The following is a 20,738-nucleotide window of genomic DNA, read 5'->3' on the forward strand; positions in this document are numbered from 1 at the left end:
ACCGCGTGACCGCCGATATGTCCGTGCCGTCCACTGCGTTGCTGACCGGGGCAGACCGGGACGGATCCAACTACACCGCGCGGCACCTGCTCGTCCTCGAGGGTCTTGAGGCCGTTCGCAAGCGTCCCGGTATGTATATCGGCTCCACCGACAGCCGTGGCCTGATGCACTGCCTCTGGGAGATCATCGACAATTCCGTCGACGAGGCCCTGGGCGGGTTCTGCGACCTGATCGAGGTGGTCCTCCACGACGACGGCTCGGTGGAGGTCCGGGACAACGGCCGCGGCATCCCCGTGGACGTCGAGCCCAAGACCGGGCTGTCCGGTGTCGAGGTCGTGATGACCAAGCTGCACGCGGGCGGCAAGTTCGGCGGCGGCTCGTACGCCGCCTCCGGTGGTCTGCACGGCGTGGGCGCCTCCGTCGTCAACGCGCTCTCCGCCCGGCTGGACGTGGAGGTGGACCGAAACAGCCGGACGCACGCGATCAGCTTCCGGCGCGGTGTCCCCGGCATCTTCACCGAGTCCGGCCCGGACGCGCCCTTCGACCCGGCCAACGGCCTCCTGAAGGGCAAGAAGGTCCCCAAGGCCCGCACCGGCACCCGTGTCCGCTACTGGGCGGACCGCCAGATCTTCCTCAAGGACGCGAAGCTCTCCCTGGAGACGCTGTACGGCCGCGCGCGGCAGACCGCCTTCCTGGTGCCGGGACTGACCATCGTCGTCCGTGACGAGCGGGGCCTCGACGGCGCGGACAGCACTGAGGAGACGTTCCGCTACGACGGCGGCATCAGCGAGTTCTGCGAGTACCTCGCGCAGGACAAGGCTGTGTGCGACGTGCTGCGGCTGAGCGGCCAGGGCACCTTCAAGGAGACCGTGCCGGTCCTCGACGACCGCGGGCACATGACCCCGACCGAGGTCACCCGCGAGCTCGGCGTGGACATCGCGCTCCGCTGGGGCACGGGTTACGACTCGACGGTGAAGTCCTTCGTCAACATCATCGCCACCCCCAAGGGCGGCACACATATGGCCGGATTCGAGCGCTCGATCGCCAAGACGGTCAACGAGGTGCTCCGCTCCTCGAAGCTCCTGCGGGTCGCCGAGGACGACGTCGTCAAGGACGACGCCATGGAGGGGCTCACGGCCGTCGTGACGGTCCGCCTGGCGGAACCGCAGTTCGAGGGGCAGACCAAGGAGGTCCTGGGCACCTCGGCCGCCTCCCGGATCGTGGCGAACGTGGTCGCCAAGGAGCTCAAGGCGTTCCTGGCCTCCACCAAGCGTGACGCCAAGCAGCAGGCGCGGGCCGTGCTGGAGAAGATCGTCGCCGCGGCCCGTACGCGCATCGCCGCCCGGCAGCACAAGGAGGCCCAGCGGCGGAAGACCGCGCTGGAGTCCTCCTCGCTGCCGGCCAAGCTCGCCGACTGCCGCAGCGACGACGTCGAGCGCAGCGAGCTGTTCATCGTCGAGGGCGACTCGGCGCTCGGCACGGCGAAGCTGGCCCGGAACTCCGAGTTCCAGGCGCTGCTGCCGATCCGCGGCAAGATCCTCAATGTCCAGAAGTCGTCGGTCTCCGACATGCTCAAGAACGCCGAGTGCGGCGCGATCATCCAGGTGATAGGAGCGGGGTCCGGCCGGACCTTCGACATCGACGCGGCGCGCTACGGCAAGGTGATCTTCCTCGCCGACGCCGATGTGGACGGCGCGCACATCCGCTGCCTGCTGCTGACCCTCTTCCAGCGCTACATGCGGCCCATGGTGGAGGAGGGGCGGGTCTTCTCGGCGGTGCCGCCGCTGCACCGGGTGGAGCTGACCCACCCCAAGAAGGGGCAGGACAAGTACATCTACACCTACTCCGACAGCGAGCTGCGGCAGACGCTGCTGGAGCTGGAGCGGAAGAACGTCCGCTACAAGGAGGGCATCCAGCGCTACAAGGGTCTCGGTGAGATGGACGCCGACCAGCTCGCGGAGACCACGATGGACCCCCGCCACCGCACGCTGCGGCGCATCAACATCAGCGACCTGGAAGCGGCGGAGCGCGCCTTCGACCTCCTGATGGGCAACGAGGTCGCCCCCCGCAAGGAGTTCATCACCAACTCCGCCGCCACGCTGGACCGCTCGCGCATCGATGCCTGACGCGTCGGTGAGTGACGCGGCGACGCCTGTCCGGACGCCCTCCCTCCGGCAGGCGCCGGCCGGGCGTCTGCCTGCCCGCCCGCGCGCCCGCCGGGATCCGCGCCGGTAGAGGGCCGGCGGCCGTGGGCGGCCATGGTCCGTGCGGGGAGGCCCGTCCGGGAGGCGCGTGTGCCGGCGCGGGGCCTCCACCCCCGGGTGGAGAGCGATCTCCACCCGGGACTCCACCCAGGTTCCACCCGAAGCCCACCCGTGGTCCGATCCCGGCCGTGAGCCGGATCCGTAGCGTCGGATGCGTTGAATCGTTCGCGCCCGTCCACGCTCCGCGGAGGCTTGTCCCATGTCCGGCTTTTTCGATGTCGCAGTGATCGTCGCGGTCTGCGCGATCGTGCTCGTCAGGCAGACGAGGCCGCGCAAGGTGGCGGCCGACGCCCGGCGCTGGTGGCTCCTCCCCGCGGTGCTCGTCGTCCTGGCCGTCCGGCAGCCGGGGCTGATCGACGCCGGGCACCGCGCGGCGTCCGTGGGCCTGCTGGCCGGCGGGGTGCTGGCGGGGCTCGCCACCGGCGCCGCGTGGGCCTGGACCACCCGAATATGGTCCGACGAGTCCGGGGCCCTCTGGGCCCGGGGCGGCAAGGCCACGGCCGCCATATGGCTCGGCGGGGCGGTCCTGCGCGTCGCGCTCTACGGCCTGGGGGCGCTGGTCGGGGTCCACCAGGGTGGCGCCGCGACGATGATGACAGTCGCGGCCGTGCTCCTGGCCCGCTCCGGGGTGCTGGCCCACCGGGCCCAGGGCCTCCGCCCGGCGTACGGTGTCCCTGCCGGTGGCTGAGCTCGCGTCGCGGCGGAGGGACGATCACGTGCCGATGGAGAACTGGGCCGAGTGGCCGGCCCGTGAGGCGCTCTCGCGGATGGGGGTGCCACTGCGGCGCCAGGTCATGAGCTGGGTGGTACGGCTCGCCCTGCTCGCCCTGGTCCTCTGGGGTGTGCTGAGTGATCACCTGCTGCACGGGTGGGGATTCGTCGCCCTGGCCATCGGCCTGATCGTCTGCGTCGCCGGGATCCGGGTCTACTACGGCACGACGCTCGCCCAGCGGCTGTGGCCGTCCCTGGGGGTGCTGGCGGTGCTGTACGCGGTCGGTGTCGGATCCCAGGCGGCGGGGGTGCACACACCGGCGGCGGTGCTCTGGAGCTTGTGCGCGCTCGTCGCGATGGAGCGGCTCCCGATGCTGTACGGAGTGGCCGTCTCCGTGGTCGCCATGGGGTCGTACGCCCTGGCGAGCACGGACCCGCCGACGGTGGCCGCCCTGACGGCGCTGGGGCTGCCCGTCATCGGATACGCGCTGCGGCTGGACGAGGAGGCGCGGGGGGCCGGGTTCCGGCTGCTGGCACAGGAGCGGGCGGCTCGCCGGGCGGAGGCCGAGTCCGCGGCCCTCGCCGAACGGGCCCGGATCGCCCGGGAGATCCACGACGTGCTCGCCCACAGCCTCTCCGCGCAGATGGTGCACCTGGAGGCGGCGCGGCTGCTCATCGAGAGGGGGGAGGACCGGCAGCGGATCCTGGAGCGGGTGGTGGCGGCCCGGGGCATGGCGCGCGAGGGGCTGGCCGAGACCCGGCAGGCGCTCTCCGCGCTGCGCGGCGAGATGTCCCGCGTCGAGGACTTCCTCAGGGAGGCGTCCGCGTCCGAGGGAGCACGCCTCGAAGTGGCGGGGGAGCCCAGGGGCCTGCCGGCGGAGGCCGGGCTGACGGTGCGCAGGGTCGCCCAGGAGGCCCTGACGAATGTCCGCAAGCACGCGCCCGGTGCGGACGTCGAGATGAGGTTCACCTATCTGGAGGGCGAGGTGGAGCTGTGGGTCCGTGACGGGGGCGGTCCTGTGGATGCCGGGGATCTCGCCGTGTCCGGTGCCGGGTACGGTCTGCTGGGGATGAGGGAGCGCGCCGAACTGCTGGGCGGCACGCTGGAGGCCGGACCGGCCGGACCTGGGCAGGAGGGCTTTGTGGTGCGTTTGCGGGTGCCGGCATGACGGACGGCGCGGTCGGTGGCGGTGGGGCGGCCGGGGCGGGAGGAGTGGGAGGTGCGAGCGGCCCTCAGGGTGCGCCGGGCGGGAAAGCCGGCGGGGAAGGGAGCGCGGGGGCTCCGGGGTCGGGCGGGGCGGGCGGCGCCGAAGGCCGTGACGTGGCGCGGGTCGTGGTGGCCGACGATCAGACGGTGGTGCGCGAGGGGATCGTGATGCTGCTCGGCCTGCTGCCGGGGATCGAGGTCGTGGGGGCTGCGGCCGATGGCCATGAAGCGGTGCGGCTGGTGGCCGAACTCGCCCCCGATGTGGTGCTGATGGACCTCCGGATGCCGCGCTGTGACGGGGTGGAGGCGACGCGGCGCATCCGTGCCGAGCATCCGTCGACCCAGGTCGTGATCCTGACCACCTACGGCGACGACGACTCGCTCTTCCCCGCGCTCAGGGCCGGGGCGCGCGGGTATCTCACCAAGGACGCCGGCGGGGAGGAGATCGTGCGGGCGGTTCGGCATGTGATGTCGGGGGAGGCGGGGCTCTCGCCCAATGTCCAGCGCCGGTTGCTGGAGCGGCTCTCCGCATCCGGGGAGGGAGGCTCCCCGGAGCGTACGGCCACTGCGGGGCCGTCGCCGCTCGGTGGCCCCGCCCCCGGGGCGCCGCCGCGCCGGGAGTTGCCGGACGGGCTGACGGCGCGTGAGGCGGAGGTGCTGTCCCTGGTCGCCGAGGGGCTGTCCAACGCCGAGATCGCCCGCCGGTTGCACGTCAGCACGGCGACGGTCAAGACGCACATCAACAACCTCTTCGCCAAGACGGGGGCGCGGGATCGCGCGCAGGCCGTGCGGTACGCCTTCCGCTACGGGATCGTGGTGCCGCCCGACCCGCACCGGAGTTGACGGAGGGTCAAGTGGCCTCTCCGGGGCCCGGTGTGCTCAGCGGGTCGTCCAGGCGTAGCGGTGTTCCGGGCGGCCGGTTTCGCCGTACTTGAGGGTGAGGCGGAGTCTGCCGGACTCCTCCAGGCGTTTGAGGTAGCGCTGGGCGGTGGAGCGGCTCAGGCCCGCGCGGGTGGCGACCTCGTGGGCCGATAGCGGCCGCGCGGCGTCCGAGAGCACGCGGCGGATCAGTTCGGCGGTGGGCGCGGAGTGCCCCTTCGGCAGAGGGGCGCTGGTGGCCGCGGTGCGCAGGGTGCCGAAGATGCGGTCGACCTGGTCCTGGCCGGCCTCGTGCGCGTCGTCGAGGGTCCGGCGCAGCTGGGCGTACGCCTCCAGCTTCACCCGCAGCCCCGGGAAGGTGAACGGTTTGACCAGGTATTGCAGGGCGCCGAAGCACATCGCCGCCTGCACCGTCGCGACGTCCCGGGAAGCCGTCACCATGATCACGTCGGTGAGGTGGCCGCGCTGCCGCATCCGGCGCACCAGGGAGAGTCCTGTCTCGTCGGGCAGGAAGTGGTCCAGGAGCATCAGGTCGATGCCGCCCTGTTCGAGCACGGCCAGGGCCTGTGCCGCGGTGTGGACCTTGGCGCCGACATGGAAGCCGGGCACGCGCGCGACATACGCGGCGTTGATCTCGGCGACGCGGAAATCGTCGTCCACCACCAGTACCTCGATCATTTACTTCACCTCTTCGAGTGAGCGCACTGCTTCGGGCAACTCCACGGTGAACACCGCGCCGCCGCCTTCCCGTTCGTCTGCCCGCGCCGATCCTCCGTAGCGTTCGGCCAGTCTTCTGACGAGGGAGAGGCCGAGTCCGCGGCGGCGGTGCGGGGGCGGTTCCTTGGTGGACCAGCCGTCGGCGAAGACGAGTTCGCGGTCGGCGGCGGGCACCCCGGGCCCGTTGTCGGTGACCCGCACGATCAGCGCGGCGCCCACCGTCCGCAGTTCCACTTCCACGAACGGTTCCCCGCCGGTCCGGCCGGCGGTCGCGTCCAGCGCGTTGTCCACGAGGTTGCCCAGGACGGTGACCAGGTCGCGGGGGTCGACCACCCGGTCGGGCAGCCGGGTGCGCGGGCTCACCCGCAGGGCCACGCCGCGTTCGGCCGCGACCGCGCTCTTGCCCACCAGCAGCGCGCCGACCAGCGGATCGCGCACCCGCTCGGCGACCTGCTCGGCCGTGGCCCGGTGCGCGCCCGTCACCTCCGCCAGGAACTCGGCGGCCTCGTCGTACAGTTCCAGCTCCAGCAGTCCGACCAGGGTGTGCAGCCGGTTGGCGTGTTCGTGGTCCTGGGCGCGCAGCGCGTCGGTCAGGCCGCGGGTGCCGTCGAGCTCCCGGCGGAGCTGCTCCAGTTCGGTGCGGTCGCGCAAGGTGGCCACGGTGCCGCCGTCGGCGGTGTCCATCCTGTTGGCGACCAGGACCCGCCCGTCCCGGACGGTGAGCAGGTCCGTGCCCGTCACCCGCCCCGCCAGCACGTCCGTGGTCCGGCCGGGCGGCAGGACGCTGTCCAGCGGCTGCCCGATCGCGTCCTGCCCGAGCCCGAGCAGCCGCTGGGCCTCGTCGTTGACGAGCCGTACGCGGTCGCGCCGGTCGAGGGCCACCACCCCTTCGCGTATGCCGTGCAGCATCGCCTCGCGCTCGTCCAGCAGGGCGGATATCTCGGTGAGTTCGATGCCGCGGGTGCGCTTGCGCAGCCGCCGGGAGACGGCGAGCGCCGCCAGCGCCCCGGCCCCCAGGGCGGCACCGGCGTACAGCAGGATGCCCGGCACCGCGTGGACCAGCAGCGCGTGCACGCTGTCGTAGGCGATGCCGACGGAGACGGCACCGACCACGGCGCCCTCGCTGTCGCGCAACGGCACCTTGCCGCGTGCCGAGCGGCCGAGCGTGCCCTTGGCGATGCCCTTCCACTCCTGCCCGCCCAGGACCTCGCCGGGGTCGGTGCTGACCCGCTCGCCGATCCGCGCGGGCGAGGGGTGGGAGTAGCGGGTGCCCTGGACGTCGACGACCACCACATAGCTGGCGCCCGTGGCCAGCCGGATGCGTTCGGCGGCGGTCTGTACGGGCCCCTGCGGGGTGGGCAGTCCGGCCAGCAGTTCACGGGCGATGCCGGGCTGGGTGGCGGTGGTCTGCGCTATGGCCAGTGCTTGCCGCTCGGCCTGGTCGTCCAACTGCGAGCCGAGGGGCGCGAGGAAGAGCCCCGCGGCCAGCCCGGTCACACCGGTGATGATCAGCAGCTGGGCGAGCAGCACCTGGGCGAAGACACGGCGGGGCCACCGGGGGCGCATAGGGGTCCCTTTCGTTTTCGTCCTGCGGTGCCACCAGAACGTAGCCGGACGACCGGCCAGTGGCCGGTTCCGTAGCGCTTTCGTTGTTCTACCGCGAGCAAAACGAGCAGAACAGGGTTCGTGCCCTCAACCCGCACAGCGCTCACAAGGCTGTCCGCGCGGGGCGCGCCGCGCCTACGGTCCAGCACCGCCCCGAGGGACCGCGGGGCGGACGAGCCGGGCACAGGAGGCACCACGATGAACAGCGGGACGAGCGACGCTACCCCCAGCGGGACCCCACCGGGCCGGTATCCGGCCATCGAGCTGCGCGGCGCCACCAAGGTGTTCCGCACCCCTTCGGGCGCGGGGCACACGGCCGTGCGCGATCTCGACCTGACCGTGGAGCGCGGTGAGTTCGTGGCCGTGGTGGGACCCACCGGCTGTGGGAAGTCGACCACCCTCACTCTGGTCAGCGGGCTGGAGGAGCCGTCCGAGGGCGAGGTGCTCGTCGACGGTGAACCCGTGACCGGGATCCGGCCGGAGGTCGGGTTCGTCTTCCAGCAGGACGCGGTGTTCCCCTGGCGCACGGTCCTGTCCAATGTGATGGCCGGTCCGCGATTCCGTGGCGTGCCGAAGGCGGAGGCGCGCGAGCGCGCCCTCGACTGGCTCGGCCGGGTGGGTCTCGCGGCCTTCACCGACCGCTATCCGCACCAGCTCTCCGGTGGCCAGCGCAAGCGTGTGGCACTGGCCCAGACCTTTGTCGGCGACCCCTCGATCCTGCTGATGGACGAGCCGTTCTCCGCGCTCGACGTGCAGACCCGCGCGCTGATGTCGGACGAGCTCCTGGAGCTGTGGGGCGGTGGGCGGCCCGGCGGAACGGCCGCGTCCGTCGTCTTCGTCACCCATGACCTGGAGGAGGCGATCGCGCTGGCCGACAAGGTGGTCGTGATGACCGCCGGCCCGGCCACCGTCAAGGAGGTCTTCCCCGTCCGGCTGCCCCGGCCCCGGAAGGTCGAATCCATCCGTCTGGAGGCGGAGTTCATCGAGATCTACCGCGAGATCTGGTCCTCGCTCGGCGAAGAGGTCCGCATCACACGGGAGAGGGGTGCCGAGCGTGTCGCATGAGTCGATTCCGTCCCGTTCCGCCGTCGTCCCCGCCGCGGCGGCCGCGCCGAAGAGTGCGACAGGCCGTACGGAGGCCCGGGCCAGGGCCGCCCGTCACCGGAAGCTGCTGGTCCTCGCCGTGCGGGTGCTGCTGCTCGCCGTCGTGCTCGGGGCCTGGGAGCTGATGGCCCGGCACAAGGCCATCGACCCCTTCAACTTCTCGATGCCGTCGGAGATCTGGGACCAGATCGTGCAGTGGACGGCACACGGCACCGCCCAGGGCTCGCTCGGCGAGCAGATCTGGTACACGCTCTACGAGGCCCTGTTCGGCTGGGTCATCGGCGTGACGGGCGGCGTGGCCCTCGGCATCGCGCTCGGCCGGGTGCGCTTCCTGGCCGACGTCCTCGGCCCGTACATCAAGATCCTCAACGCGCTGCCGAGGATCGTCCTCGCGCCGATCTTCCTCATCTGGTTCGGCCTGGGCCCTGCCTCCAAGGTCGCCTCGGCCGTGGTGCTGGTCTTCTTCCCCGTCTTCTTCAACGCGTTCCAGGGGGCGCGGGAGGTGGACCGCAACCTCGTCGCCAACGCCCGCATCCTGGGCGCGAGCAACCGCCGGGTGACCCTTCAGGTCGTCGTGCCGTCCGCCACGTCCTGGATCTTCACCAGCCTCCATGTGAGCTTCGGCTTCGCGCTGATCGGGGCCATCGTCGGCGAGTACATCGGGGCGACGAAGGGGATCGGGCTGCTCGTCGCCGCCTCCCAGGGGACGTTCAACTCGGCGGGTGTGTACGCGGCGATGGTCATCCTCGCGGTGGTCGCGCTGCTGGCGGAAGGGCTGCTGACGTTCGCGGAACGGCGGCTGTTCCGCTGGAAGGCGGCCCAGCCGGGGGCGGGCGACTGAGGCCGCGCAGGACGCCGGAGGGTCTGGCGTCCACGGCCCTCGTCCTCTCTCCCCCTCACTCGAAGGAACAGCAGCCATGCGTTCAACCAGCAGTGCCCGCCTCCGCTTCGCGGCTGCCGCCGTGGCCCTCGTGACCGTTCTCGCCGGGTGTGCCGACGAGGTGTCCGGAAACGGCGCCAACGCCGGGGGCGGCAAGACCTCCGGGAAGACCGTGAGGATCATGGTCGGAGGTCTCGACAAGGTCATCTATCTGCCGGCGGTGCTCACCCAGCGGCTCGGCTTCTTCCAGGAGCAGGGCGTCGACGTCCAGCTCCTCACCGAACCGGCCGGGGTGCAGGCCACCACGGCCCTGGTCGCCGGCGAGGTGCAGGGCGTCGTCGGTTTCTACGACCACACCCTCGACCTCCAGGCGAAGGGGAAGCGGGTGGAGTCGGTCGTCCAGCTCGCCCGGACGCCGGGGGAGGTCGAGATCGTCTCCAAGAAGGCGGAGGGCGACCTCAGGTCGCCCGCGGACTTCAAGGGGAAGAAGCTGGGCGTCACCGGACTCGGCTCCTCCACCGACTTCCTGACGAAGTATCTGGCCGTGCGCAACGGCGTGAAGGTCAGTGATGTCACCCCGGTCGCCGTCGGCGCCGGCCAGACCTTCGTCTCCGCGCTCCAGCAGGGCTCCGTCGACGGCGGGATGACCACCGACCCGACCGTGACCCAGGTCCTCGCCCAGGGCACCGGCAAGGTGCTGGTCGACCTGCGGACACCCGAGGGCTCGCGGGCGGCGCTCGGCGGGCTCTACCCCGCGTCGAGCCTCTACATGAACACCTCGTGGGTCGACGGCCACAAGGAGACCACGCAGAAGCTCGCCAATGCCTTCGTGAAGACCCTGGCGTGGATGGCCTCGCACAGCCCCGAGGAGATCGCCGCCAAGATGCCCGCCGACTACGCCAAGGGCGGCAAGGATCTCTACGTCCAGGCCGTCAAGAACACCCTGCCCATGTTCACCCGGGACGGTGTGATGCCCGACGACGGGCCGAAGACCGTGCACGACGTGCTCAAGGCGTTCAACCCCACGATCCGCGGCGCGGACATCGACCTGGAGAAGACCTACACGACGGAGTTCGTCAGGAAAGCGGGCTGACGGACACGACGTCCATCCGGGCCGGGGTGCCGGGCGTCCGGCCGCAGCTCTCCGGGCGGGGCGGCTCGGCGGCACCCTGCTCGACGAGGACCCGCCAGGCCCGGCCGTCGGTGTGGGTGACGGTCACGGACCAGTGCGCGGCCGGGCCGTCAGCGGGCTCGGTGCCGGACACGTCCAGGGCGTCCGCGCCCTCCTCGCCGGTGAGTTCGCGGACGGCCAGCTCGGCCGCCTGGGCGGGGCGCTCCCACGCGGAGCGGCCGCGGCACCCCTCCGTCACGATCCGGCCGTCGCGCGCCGCTTCGAGCACGTCCTTGACGCCGTGCGCGGTGACCCGCCCGTACGCGTAGCCGTAGGGGAGGACGAAGAGGGTCGGCGCGAAGCGGTGGCCACCGATGTGGGTGACCTCCCAGGTCTCGATCCCGCCCGCGCTGACCAGTTCGGCGGCGAGCGGCCTGCCGAGCAGGGCGCAGCAGCGGTCGCGCTTGCCGTTGGTGCAGACGAACACCAGCGGGTCCCCGGCGTACGGCTCCCACAGCCCGCCGTGCTCGCCGGCGCCGAGCGCGCCGAGGTCCAGCTCCGTCAGCGCGGCCGGGTCGGTCAGGTCCGTGGTGCGGATCCAGGAGCGGCCCGGCGCGGTGTGGGCGAGGAACACCCGCTGCGTGGTGGGCCGGTGGCAGTCGGCGTGGCGGCCGGGGCGCCGGATGAGGGCGATCCGTACGCCGGTGCCTGCCGCGGCCTCTTCCAGCGCGCTGCCCACGGCGGGGTCGAGGTGGCTGGTGGCGAGCGCGTTCGCGCCCCAGGGGCCGGGCTGTTCGAGCAGCAGCCAGGTCCGGGCGGTGGCGGCGGTGCCGGCCAGGGGCTCGGAGAGTTGACGGGAGACGGTCGCGCACGTACTCACGAAGGTAAGCCTAACCTGCCTTTGGCGGGGAGGGTGAGTCCCGGAATCCCCGCTCGGCCGTCAGGGCAGGGGCTGTGGTGGCCGAGGGCCGCAGTAGTGGCCCGTGGGACGCAGCCGCAGGGGCCGCTCGGCGTACTCCTCCAGGGCGTGTGCGATCCAGCCCGCCGTGCGCGCGACCGCGAAGACCGTCTCGCCCGCCTCGGGCGGCATGCCCGAGGCGACGGAGAGGACCGCGAGCGCGAGGTCGATGTTCGCGTGCAGGGGTACGTGCCGTGCCGTCGTGGCCTCGACCTCCCGGGCCGCCGCCAGGGCGGGCGCGGCGGCGGGTACGGATTCCAGCCGGGCGAGGAGCGCGGTGGCCCTGGGGTCCGCCCCGGGGTAGAGGCGGTGGCCGAGTCCCGGTACGCGCCTGCCGTCCCGCAGGTGGTCCGCCACCACGGCCCCCGCGCTGCCGCGCTCCAGCACCTCCGTCAGCATCCGGTGGGCCAGCCCGCTCGCTGCGCCGTGCAGCGGCCCTTCCAGGGCGCCGAGCCCCGCCGAGACCACGGCGTACGGATGGGAGCGCGCGGACGCCGCGACCCGCACCGCGAGGGTGGAGGCGGCGAGGTCGTGGTCGATCAGCAGGACGAGCGCGGCCTCCAGGGCGCGCAGCGACGCCTCGTCCGGAGCCTGTGACGTCAGCCGTGCCCACAGCCGTGGCGCGATCCGGTCGTCGGTGTCCGCCGGGGGGCCGGCCGGCGGCAGGGCGTCGACCAGTGTCGGGATCAGGCCACGGGCCGTGCCGAGCACCGCCTGCGGGGAGAGGTCGAAGCGCAGCGGATCCGCGGCCGCCGCCGCGATCGCGGCCACCCGCAGCCGGTCGGTGGGCCCGCTGTGGGCGGGCAGCGCGCCCACGGCTCGGCGCGCCGCGGCCAGCGTCTCCTCGGGTGCGGCGAAGCGGACGCCGGGGCGCAGCTCCCCGGTCCACAGCCAGTCGGCCACTTCCTCGTACGCGTGGCGCCCGGCGAGCGCGGTCGCGTCGACGCCGCGGTAGAAGTACCTGTCCTTCTCGATGAGCGTGATGCCCGTACGGATCGCCGTCTCGCCGCCGAACGCCGGTTCCCGCCTGCCGCGCCGGGCCAGCGCGTCGACCTCCCGCGCGTCGAAGGTGCTGCCCCGGCCGCCGGGGCCGCGGCGGCTGGAGAGCTGGCCGCGGCTGACGTACGCGTAGACCGTCTCCGGTTTGACGCCCAGCCGCTCGGCGACCTCGCGGGTGGTGAGCCGTCCTCTGTCGCCGTCGCCCGCAGCCGGGCCGCCCGTCTCATGATCCGCCATGGGCACACCGTAACCGGCGTGTACATATTGACTCAATCAATATTGACAGCCATTGAATCAAGGATGGACAGTCGTATCAAGATTCAAGGAGCACCACTCAAGGGATCGAGGAGACACCGCTATGCCGATCACCGAGGTACCGCGCGGACTCGCGGGCGTCGTCGTCACCGACACCGCCCTGGGCGATGTCCGCGGCACCGAAGGCTTCTACCACTACCGCCAGTTCTCCGCCGTCGAGCTCGCCGGGAGCCGCTCCTTCGAGGACGTCTGGCACCTGATGTTCCGGGGCCACCTCCCCGACGCGGCGCAGCGGACCGCCTTCGCCGCCGAGACCGCCGCCCTGCGCCGGCTCCCCGCCGACGTACGCGACGCCCTGCCGGCCATCGCCCGCTCCTGCGCGCCGTCCGGCCCGCTCGCCGGGCTGCGCACCGCGCTCTCGCTGCTCGGCGCCTCCGCCGGGCTCCGCCCCCTCTACGACATCACCGCCGCCCGGCGCGAGGCCGACGCCCTCGCCGCCTGCGCCGCCGTCCCCACCCTGCTCACCGCGCTCCACCGGCTCGGCCGGGGCCTGGAGCCCGTCGAGCCGCGCGAGGACCTCCCGTACGCCGCCAACTACCTCTACATGCTGGACGGGCGCGAGCCCGAGCCACGCCGGGCCCGCGCGGTCGAGCGGTATCTCATCTCCACCGTCGACCACGGTTTCAACGCCTCGACGTTCACCGCCCGCGTCATCGCCTCCACCGGGGCGGACCTCGTCGCCTGCCTCGGCGGCGCCGTCGGCGCCCTGTCCGGACCGCTCCACGGCGGCGCGCCCAGCCGAGCCCTGGACACCCTCGACGCCATCGGCACCCCGGACCGCATCGACCCCTGGATCCGCGAACGCGTCCTGGCGGGCGAGCGCATCATGGGCTTCGGGCACCCCGTCTACCGCACCGAGGACCCGCGCTCACGCATGCTGCGCTCCATCGCGCGGGACTTCGGCGGCCCCCTGGTCGACCTCGCGGTCGAGGTCGAGGGGAAGGTCGAGGCGATCCTCGCCGAGCTCAAGCCGGGGCGCGAGCTGCACACCAACGTGGAGTTCTACGCGGGCGTCGTCATGGAGCTCTGCGGGCTGCCGCGGGAGATGTTCACGCCCACGTTCTGCGCGGCCCGCGTGGTCGGCTGGAGCGCCAATATCCTGGAACAGGCGGAGGACTCGAAGATCATCCGCCCGGCGGCCCGCTATGTCGGCCCGCCCCCGCCGCAGCCGGTCCCCGCTGCGCCCGAGCTGTGATGGAGGCTGCCTCTTGGCGAAACGACAGATCCCGGTCATCGTGCTGGCGGGCTTCCTCGGATCCGGCAAGACCACCCTGCTCAACCACCTGCTGAAACACAGCGGGGGCAGCCGGATCGGCGTGGTCGTCAACGACTTCGGCAGCATCGAGATCGACGCGATGAGCGTCGCCGGGCAGGTCGACTCCATGGTGTCCCTGGGCAACGGGTGCCTGTGCTGCGCCGTCGACACCAGCGAGCTCGACGGCTTCCTCGACAAGCTCGCCCGCCCGGCCGCCCGGATCGACGTCATCGTCATCGAGGCCAGCGGGCTGGCCGAGCCGCAGGAGCTCATCCGCATGATCCTCGCCAGCGACAACGCGAGCATCGTCTACGGCGGCCTGGTCGAGGTCGTGGACGCCGCGGAGTTCGCCCGCACCCGCGCCCGGCACCCCGAGATCGACCGCCACCTGGCCATCGCCGACCTCGTCGTCCTCAACAAGACGGACCGGGCCGGGGAGGCGGAGCGGCGGGCCGTCCTCGACGAGCTGGCCCGGCTCGGCCCGGGCACGCCCGTCCTGGAGTCGGCCCACGGGCGGATCGACCCGGAGCTGCTCTTCGACCGCAAGGCGCGGGAGCGGGAAGAGCCGGGCGCGATACGCCAGCTGTCCTTCGAGGACCTCGTGCGGGACCTCGGGGAAGAGGACGAGCACGCCCACGACTGCGGGACGCACGGCTGCGGCGGGGACTGCGCGGGGGACAGTCCCGGCAGCCCCGGCCACCGCCATCTGCACGCCGCGTACGACAGCGTCGCCTTCACCTCCGCGGAACCGATGGATCCGCGGCGGCTGATGGACTTCCTCGACAACCGCCCGGAGGGCCTGTACCGCATCAAGGGCTTCGTCCACTTCGGGGCGGAAGGCCACCGCGGGGTGCGGTACGCGGTGCACGCGGTGGGCGACTTCCTGCGCTTCTACGCCGCGCCGTGGGGCCGGGCGGAGGAGCGGGTCACCCAGCTGGTGCTGATCGGGACGGGGATCGACGCGCCCGCCCTGCGAGCCGGCCTGGAGGGCTGCCGGCGGCTGGAGACGGGCGACGCGGACGAGAACACCATGTGGGGCGTGCTGCGCTACGCGCAGGGCTGACGACCCGTCGCCGGCTTCGTGCGGGCCGGGAGGACCGGCCCGCACAGCGCCTTCGCCGGGGGAGCCCTACACCGGGCCCGCCACCACAGCCACCGACTTCGTCAGCGGAGTGCCCGAGCCGTCACGCCGGGGATCCGTCTCCGGCAGGTCGGCCGGGGTGCCGTTGGAGGTGGCGGCCCGTGCCGGGGACGTGCCCGCCCACGCCATGACGAGGCAGTCCTCGCCCTTGAGGAAGCGCTGGCAGCGCACACCGCCCGTCGCCCGCCCCTTGCGCGGGTACTGGTCGAACGGCGTCAGCTTCGCCGACGTCTCCGAAGCACCCAGCAGCGTGCCCGCCGCCCCGGCCACCGTGAACACCATGGCGTCCGCCGCCGGATCGATCGCGGTGAACGAGATCACCTTCGCCCCCGACGACAGCTTGATGCCCGCCATGCCGCCCGCCGGACGGCCCTGCGGGCGCACCTGCCCCGCCGGATAGCGCAGCAACTGCGCGTCGTCCGTGATGAAGACCAGGTCCTCCTCGCCCGTACGGAGCTCGACAGCGCCGACGACGCGGTCACCGTCCTTGAGCGAGATGACCTCCAGCTCGTCCTTGTTCGCCGGATAGTCCGGGACCACGCGCTTGACGACGCCCTGCTCCGTGCCGATCGCGAGACCCGGCGAGGACTCGTCCAGGGTGGTCAGACACACCACCCGCTCGTCGTCCTCCAGCGTCAGGAACTCCGACACCGGCGCCCCGCCCGCCAGGCTGGGCGCGGCCGCCGTCTCCGGCAGCTGCGGCAGGTCGATCACCGGCAGGCGCAGCAGCCGGCCCCCGGAGGTCACCGCGCCCACGTCCGCACGGGCCGTCGCCGGGACCGCCGAGACGATCACATCGTGTTTGACGCGCTTCTCGCCGTCGTCCGGGAACGGCTCGCCGCCCGCCGTACGGGCCAGCAGCCCGGTGGAGGACAGCAGCACCCGGCACGGGTCGTCCGCGACCTCAAGGGGCACGGCGGACGCGGGCGAACCCGCAGACTGCAACAGCACCGTCCGCCGGTCGGTGCCGAACTTCTTCGCCACGTCGGCCAGTTCGCCGGAGACCAGATTGCGCAGCTCCGCGTCGGACTCGAGGATCGCGGTCAGCTTCGCGATCTCGTCGTCGAGCCGGTCGCGCTCCGACTCCAGCTCGATCCGGTCGAACTTCGTCAGACGGCGCAGCGGGGTGTCGAGGATGTACTGCGTCTGGATCTCGGAGAGCGAGAAGCGCGCGATCAGGCCCTCCTTGGCCTGCGCCGCGTTCTCACTCGATCGGATGATCCGGATGACCTCGTCGATGTCGAGGAGCGCCACCAGCAGACCCTCGACCAGGTGCAGCCGGTCCCGCCGCTTCGTGCGCCGGAACTCGCTGCGCCGCCGCACCACCTCGAAGCGGTGGTCGACATAGACCTCCAGCAGCTCCTTCAGACCCAGCGTCAGGGGCTGCCCGTCGACCAGCGCGACGTTGTTGATGCCGAAGGACTCCTCCATCGGCGTCAGCTTGTAGAGCTGTTCCAGCACGGCCTCGGGGTTGAAGCCGTTCTTGATCTCGATGACGAGGCGCAGGCCGTGGGAGCGGTCGGTGAGGTCCTTGACGTCGGCGATGCCCTGGATCTTCTTGGCGCCGACCAGGTCCTTGATCTTGGAGATCACCTTCTCCGGGCCGACCGTGTAGGGCAGCTCGGTGACGACCAGGCCCTTGCGACGGGGCGTCACGTTCTCCACGGTGACGGTGGCCCGGATCTTGAAGGTGCCCCGGCCCGTCTCGTACGCGTCCCGGATGCCGGCCAGGCCCACGATGCGGCCGCCCGTGGGCAGATCCGGGCCGGGCACGAACCGCATCAGGGTGTCCAGGTCGGCGCCCGGGTGCTTGATGAGGTGCCGGGCGGCGGCCACGACCTCGCCGAGGTTGTGCGGCGGCATGTTCGTCGCCATGCCGACCGCGATCCCGGAGGCGCCGTTGACCAGCAGGTTCGGATAGGCGGCCGGGAGCGCGACCGGCTCCTGCTCGCTGCCGTCGTAGTTCGGCGTGAAGTCGACGGTGTCCTCGTCGATCGACTCCGTCATCAGCGACGTCGTCGCCGCCATCTTCGCCTCGGTGTAACGCATCGCGGCGGGCGGGTCGTCATTGCCCAGCGAACCGAAGTTGCCGTGCCCGTCGACCAGCGGCACGCGCATCGAGAAGGGCTGCGCCATGCGCACCAGGGCGTCGTAGATGGACGCGTCACCGTGCGGGTGGAGCTTGCCCATCACCTCGCCGACGACGCGTGCGCACTTCACGTACGAACGCTCAGGGCGCAGGCCCATGTCGTTCATCTGGAAGAGGATGCGGCGCTGGACGGGCTTGAGGCCGTCCCGGGCGTCGGGCAGGGCGCGCGAGTAGATGACCGAGTAGGCGTACTCGAGGAAGGAGCCCTGCATCTCGTCGACGACGTCGATGTCGAGGATGCGCTCCTCGAAGTCGTCCGGCGGCGGGGTCTTCGTGCTGCGGCGGGCCATCGCGGCTGCTGCTCCTTCGATCGATTGCCGAGGCGGGATGCTGACGCCGACCATTGTGGACCGCCCCACTGACAACGCCGACAACCGACCCGTCCGTAAGAGGGCACCGCACCGGGAACTTCGCCAGATGTCAGCACGCTTGCATACAGTGACAGGACTGTTCATCACGCGAGTCGTCGCGAACCATCGCGAGCCTCCACGCGGGATTCCACGCGATCGAAGGGACGTACATGCCCATGGGTCACACGGCCACGCAACAGGCCGGTTCCAGCGGCCTGACAGCGACCGAGCACCGCCTGGCCAATGGCCTGCGGGTGGTGCTCTCCGAAGACCACCTGACCCCGGTCGCCGCCGTCTGCCTCTGGTACGACGTCGGCTCGCGCCACGAGGTCAAGGGCCGCACCGGCCTCGCCCATCTCTTCGAGCACCTTATGTTCCAGGGCTCGGCCCAGGTCAAGGGCAACGGCCACTTCGAGCTGGTGCAGGGCGCGGGCGGTTCGCTCAACGGCACCACCAGCTTCGAGCGGACCAACTATTTCGAGACCATGCCGGCCCACGAGCTGGAGCTGGCCCTGTGGCTGGAAGCCGACCGGATGGGCTCGCTGCTCACCGCGCTCGACGACGAGTCCATGGAGAACCAGCGGGACGTCGTCAAGAACGAGCGCCGCCAGCGGTACGACAACGTCCCCTACGGCACCGCCTTCGAGAAGCTGACGGCCATGGCCTTCCCCGACGGCCACCCGTACCACCACACCCCGATCGGCTCCATGGCCGACCTGGACGCCGCGTCCCTGGAGGACGCCCGCGCCTTCTTCCGCACCTACTACGCGCCGGGCAACGCCGTCCTGTCCGTCGTCGGTGACATCGACCCGGAGCGGACCCTCGCCTGGGTCGAGAAGTATTTCGGCTCCATCCCCGCGCACGACGGCAAGCAGCCGCCGCGTGACGGCTCCCTCCCCGACGTCATCGGCGAGGAGCTGCGCGAGGTCGTGCGCGAGGAGGTGCCCGCGCGCGCCCTCATGGCCGCCTACCGCCTCCCGCACGACGGCACCCGTGACGCCGACGCCGCCGACCTCGCGCTGACCGTCCTCGGCAGCGGCGAGTCCTCCCGGCTCTACAACCGCCTGGTCCGCCGCGACCGCAGCGCGGTGGCCGTCGGCTTCGGGATGCTGCGCCTGGCCGGCGCGCCCTCGCTCGGCTGGCTGGACGTCAAGGCGTCCGGCGGCGTCGAGGTGAGCGACATCGAGGCCGCCGTCGACGACGAGCTCGCCCGCTTCGCCGCCGAGGGGCCCACCCCGGAGGAGATGGAGCGCGCCCAGGCGCAGCTGGAGCGCGAGTGGCTGGACCGGCTCGCCACGGTCAGCGGCCGCGCCGACGAACTGTGCCGCTTCGCCGTGCTGTTCGGCGACCCCCAGCTCGCCCTCACCGCCGTGGAGCGCGCCCTCGACATCACCCCGGAGGAGGTGCAGCGGGCGGCCAAGGCCAGGCTGCACCCGGACAACCGCGCGGTGCTGGTGTACGAGCCCACCGCCCCCGCCGAAGAGCACACCGAGCACGACCTGAACGACGAGGAGACGGCCCAGTGAGCGACGCCGTGGCCACCGGCACCACAGGACCTTCCATGACCTTCCACCCGCGGCCGCGGGCCGGCGAGGCGACCCCCTGGGCCTTCCCGGCCCCCGAGCGCGGCACCCTGCCCAACGGCCTGACCGTGCTGCGCTGCCACCGCCCCGGCCAGCAGATCGTGGCCGTCGAGATCAACCTCCTGGCGCCGCTGGACGCCGAGCCGGAGGGCCTCGACGGGGTCGCCACCATCATGGCCCGCGCCCTGTCGGAGGGCACCGACAAGCACACCGCAGAGGAGTTCACCGCCGAGCTGGAGCGCTGCGGCGCCACCCTCGACGCGCACGCCGACCACCCCGGCGTCCGGGTCTCCCTGGAGGTGCCCGCCTCCCGGCTCGCCAAGGCACTCGCCCTGCTCGCGGACGCCCTGCGCGCCCCCGCGTTCCCCGACAGCGAGATCGAGCGGCTCGTCCGCAACCGCCTGGACGAGATCCCCCACGAGCTGGCCAACCCCTCCCGCCGTGCCGCCATGGCGCTCTCCAAGCACCTCTTCCCGGCCGACGCGCGCATGTCGCGCCCCCGCCAGGGCACCGAGGAGACCGTCGAGCGCATCGACGCCGCCGCCGTGCGCGCCTTCTACGAGGCACACGTCCGGCCCGCCACCACGACCGCCGTGGTCGTCGGCGACTTCACCGGCATCGACCTCGAAGAGGCGCTCGGCGACTCCCTGGGCGCCTGGACGGGCTCCGCGGCGGAGCCCCGGCCCGTGCCGCCGATCACCGCGGACGACACCGGCCGCGTGGTCATCGTGGACCGCCCCGGCGCCGTCCAGACGCAGCTGCTGATCGGCCGGATCGGCGCCGACCGGCACGACCGCGTCTGGCCCGCCCAGGTGCTCGGCACGTACTGCCTCGGCGGCACCCTCACCTCGCGCCTGGACCGCGTCCTGCGCGAGGAGAAGGGCTACACCTACGGCGTACGGTCCTTCGGCCAGGTGCTGCGCTCCGCCCCGGAGGGCACCGGCGCGGCCATGCTCGCCATCAGCGGCTCGGTCGACACGGCCTCCACCGGCCCCGCCCTGGATGACCTGTGGACGGTGCTGCGCACCCTCGCCGCCGAGGGCCTGACGGACGCCGAGCGGGACGCCGCCGTGCAGAACCTCGTCGGTGTCGCGCCGCTGAAGTACGAGACCGCCGCAGCCGTCGCGGGCACGCTCGCCGACCAGGTCGAGCAGTATCTGCCGGACGACTTCCAGGGGCGGCTGTACGAGCGCCTCGCGGGGACCGGCACCGTGGAGGCGACGGCCGCCGTCGTCAACGCCTTCCCGGTCGACCGGCTCGTGACCGTCCTCGTCGGTGACGCCGCGGAGATCGAGGCGCCCGTCAAGGCGCTCGGGATCGGCGAGGTCACCGTCGTCAGCGGCTGACGCCTGACGGCGGCTCACATCCGGGTCACGTCCGGCGGGTCATGTTCCGGCATGTCTGACACATCTGACGCCGAGTGACATCAGCCACCTGGGAGGCGCGCGGGGCCAGAAGATCCGGGCGGCGCGCACGGCGTCCAGGTCCAGCTCGGCGGTGTGGATGTCGA

16 protein-coding genes are annotated in these 20,738 nt (G+C 72.2%); 11 read left to right on the forward strand and 5 right to left on the reverse strand.

Annotated features, from left to right (window positions below):
• The first annotated feature begins 5 nt into the window (after positions 1-5).
• From AB0435_RS28055 to AB0435_RS28070, 4 genes are all read left to right on the forward strand, one after another.
• Positions 6-2,126 carry a DNA topoisomerase IV subunit B gene (locus AB0435_RS28055; RefSeq protein ID WP_366006355.1) on the forward strand — a complete coding sequence of 707 codons (2,121 nt, stop codon included), beginning with the start codon at positions 6-8 and terminating at the stop codon, positions 2,124-2,126.
• 337 nt (positions 2,127-2,463) lie between these two features.
• Positions 2,464-2,952, forward strand: coding sequence for a DUF1453 domain-containing protein (locus AB0435_RS28060; protein WP_366006356.1), 489 nt, complete (start codon positions 2,464-2,466; stop codon positions 2,950-2,952).
• 34 nt (positions 2,953-2,986) lie between these two features.
• Positions 2,987-4,144: a histidine kinase gene (locus AB0435_RS28065; protein ID WP_366428239.1), complete on the forward strand. Its 1,158-nt coding sequence runs from the start codon at positions 2,987-2,989 to the stop codon at positions 4,142-4,144.
• 152 nt (positions 4,145-4,296) lie between these two features.
• A complete protein-coding gene (locus AB0435_RS28070; RefSeq protein ID WP_366006357.1) occupies positions 4,297-5,025 on the forward strand; it encodes a response regulator transcription factor in 729 nt (242 codons plus the stop codon).
• Positions 5,026-5,061: 36 nt separating this feature from the next.
• On the opposite strand, the gene AB0435_RS28075 is transcribed toward AB0435_RS28070, so the two are convergent.
• Complete coding sequence (locus tag AB0435_RS28075) at positions 5,062-5,739, reverse strand: response regulator (RefSeq protein ID WP_366006358.1); 678 nt, start codon at positions 5,737-5,739, stop codon at positions 5,062-5,064.
• Complete coding sequence (locus AB0435_RS28080) at positions 5,740-7,344, reverse strand: sensor histidine kinase (protein WP_366006359.1); 1,605 nt, start codon at positions 7,342-7,344, stop codon at positions 5,740-5,742. It lies immediately after the preceding gene.
• 237 nt (positions 7,345-7,581) lie between these two features.
• Here AB0435_RS28080 and AB0435_RS28085 point away from each other — a divergent pair, with 237 nt between their 5' ends.
• The 3 genes from AB0435_RS28085 to AB0435_RS28095 all read left to right on the forward strand — a co-directional run bounded on the left by AB0435_RS28085 (position 7,582) and on the right by AB0435_RS28095 (position 10,460).
• A complete protein-coding gene (locus tag AB0435_RS28085; protein ID WP_366428235.1) occupies positions 7,582-8,448 on the forward strand; it encodes an ABC transporter ATP-binding protein in 867 nt (288 codons plus the stop codon).
• A gap of 4 nt (positions 8,449-8,452) precedes the next feature.
• Positions 8,453-9,328, forward strand: coding sequence for an ABC transporter permease (locus AB0435_RS28090; protein WP_366428240.1), 876 nt, complete (start codon positions 8,453-8,455; stop codon positions 9,326-9,328).
• 76 nt (positions 9,329-9,404) lie between these two features.
• Positions 9,405-10,460 (forward strand): ABC transporter substrate-binding protein, encoded by a 1,056-nt coding sequence (locus AB0435_RS28095; RefSeq protein WP_366428236.1) that lies wholly within the window; start codon positions 9,405-9,407, stop codon positions 10,458-10,460.
• On the opposite strand, the gene AB0435_RS28100 is transcribed toward AB0435_RS28095, so the two are convergent.
• Both AB0435_RS28100 and AB0435_RS28105 read right to left on the reverse strand, forming a co-directional pair.
• Positions 10,444-11,358 (reverse strand): sucrase ferredoxin, encoded by a 915-nt coding sequence (locus tag AB0435_RS28100; RefSeq protein WP_366006362.1) that lies wholly within the window; start codon positions 11,356-11,358, stop codon positions 10,444-10,446. The two genes, AB0435_RS28095 and AB0435_RS28100, sit on opposite strands and share 17 nt — an antisense overlap.
• Positions 11,359-11,418: 60 nt before the next feature.
• Entirely contained in the window at positions 11,419-12,672 is a 1,254-nt protein-coding gene (locus AB0435_RS28105; RefSeq protein WP_366006363.1) for a citrate synthase family protein, read from the reverse strand.
• A 121-nt stretch (positions 12,673-12,793) separates the two neighbouring features.
• On the opposite strand from AB0435_RS28105, the gene AB0435_RS28110 reads away from it, so the two are divergent.
• Both AB0435_RS28110 and AB0435_RS28115 read left to right on the forward strand, forming a co-directional pair.
• Positions 12,794-13,945 (forward strand): citrate synthase/methylcitrate synthase, encoded by a 1,152-nt coding sequence (locus AB0435_RS28110; protein WP_366428237.1) that lies wholly within the window; start codon positions 12,794-12,796, stop codon positions 13,943-13,945.
• A 13-nt stretch (positions 13,946-13,958) separates the two neighbouring features.
• Positions 13,959-15,068, forward strand: coding sequence for a GTP-binding protein (locus AB0435_RS28115; protein ID WP_366428238.1), 1,110 nt, complete (start codon positions 13,959-13,961; stop codon positions 15,066-15,068).
• A gap of 66 nt (positions 15,069-15,134) precedes the next feature.
• On the opposite strand, the gene AB0435_RS28120 is transcribed toward AB0435_RS28115, so the two are convergent.
• Complete coding sequence (locus AB0435_RS28120) at positions 15,135-17,585, reverse strand: DNA topoisomerase IV subunit A (RefSeq protein WP_366006366.1); 2,451 nt, start codon at positions 17,583-17,585, stop codon at positions 15,135-15,137.
• A gap of 236 nt (positions 17,586-17,821) precedes the next feature.
• Between AB0435_RS28120 and AB0435_RS28125 the strand changes: the two genes are divergently transcribed.
• Together AB0435_RS28125 and AB0435_RS28130 are read left to right on the forward strand one after the other, a co-directional pair.
• The gene (locus AB0435_RS28125; protein ID WP_366006369.1) at positions 17,822-19,171 is read left to right on the forward strand and encodes a pitrilysin family protein; all 1,350 of its coding nucleotides are present in this window, start codon (positions 17,822-17,824) and stop codon (positions 19,169-19,171) included.
• 35 nt (positions 19,172-19,206) lie between these two features.
• On the forward strand, positions 19,207-20,574 hold the full coding sequence (locus AB0435_RS28130) for a pitrilysin family protein (protein ID WP_366006370.1): 1,368 nt from the start codon (positions 19,207-19,209) through the stop codon (positions 20,572-20,574).
• Positions 20,575-20,738 lie beyond the last annotated feature (164 nt).

This window comes from Streptomyces sp. NPDC051173 (assembly GCF_040689515.1).
GTDB lineage: Bacteria > Actinomycetota > Actinomycetes > Streptomycetales > Streptomycetaceae > Streptomyces.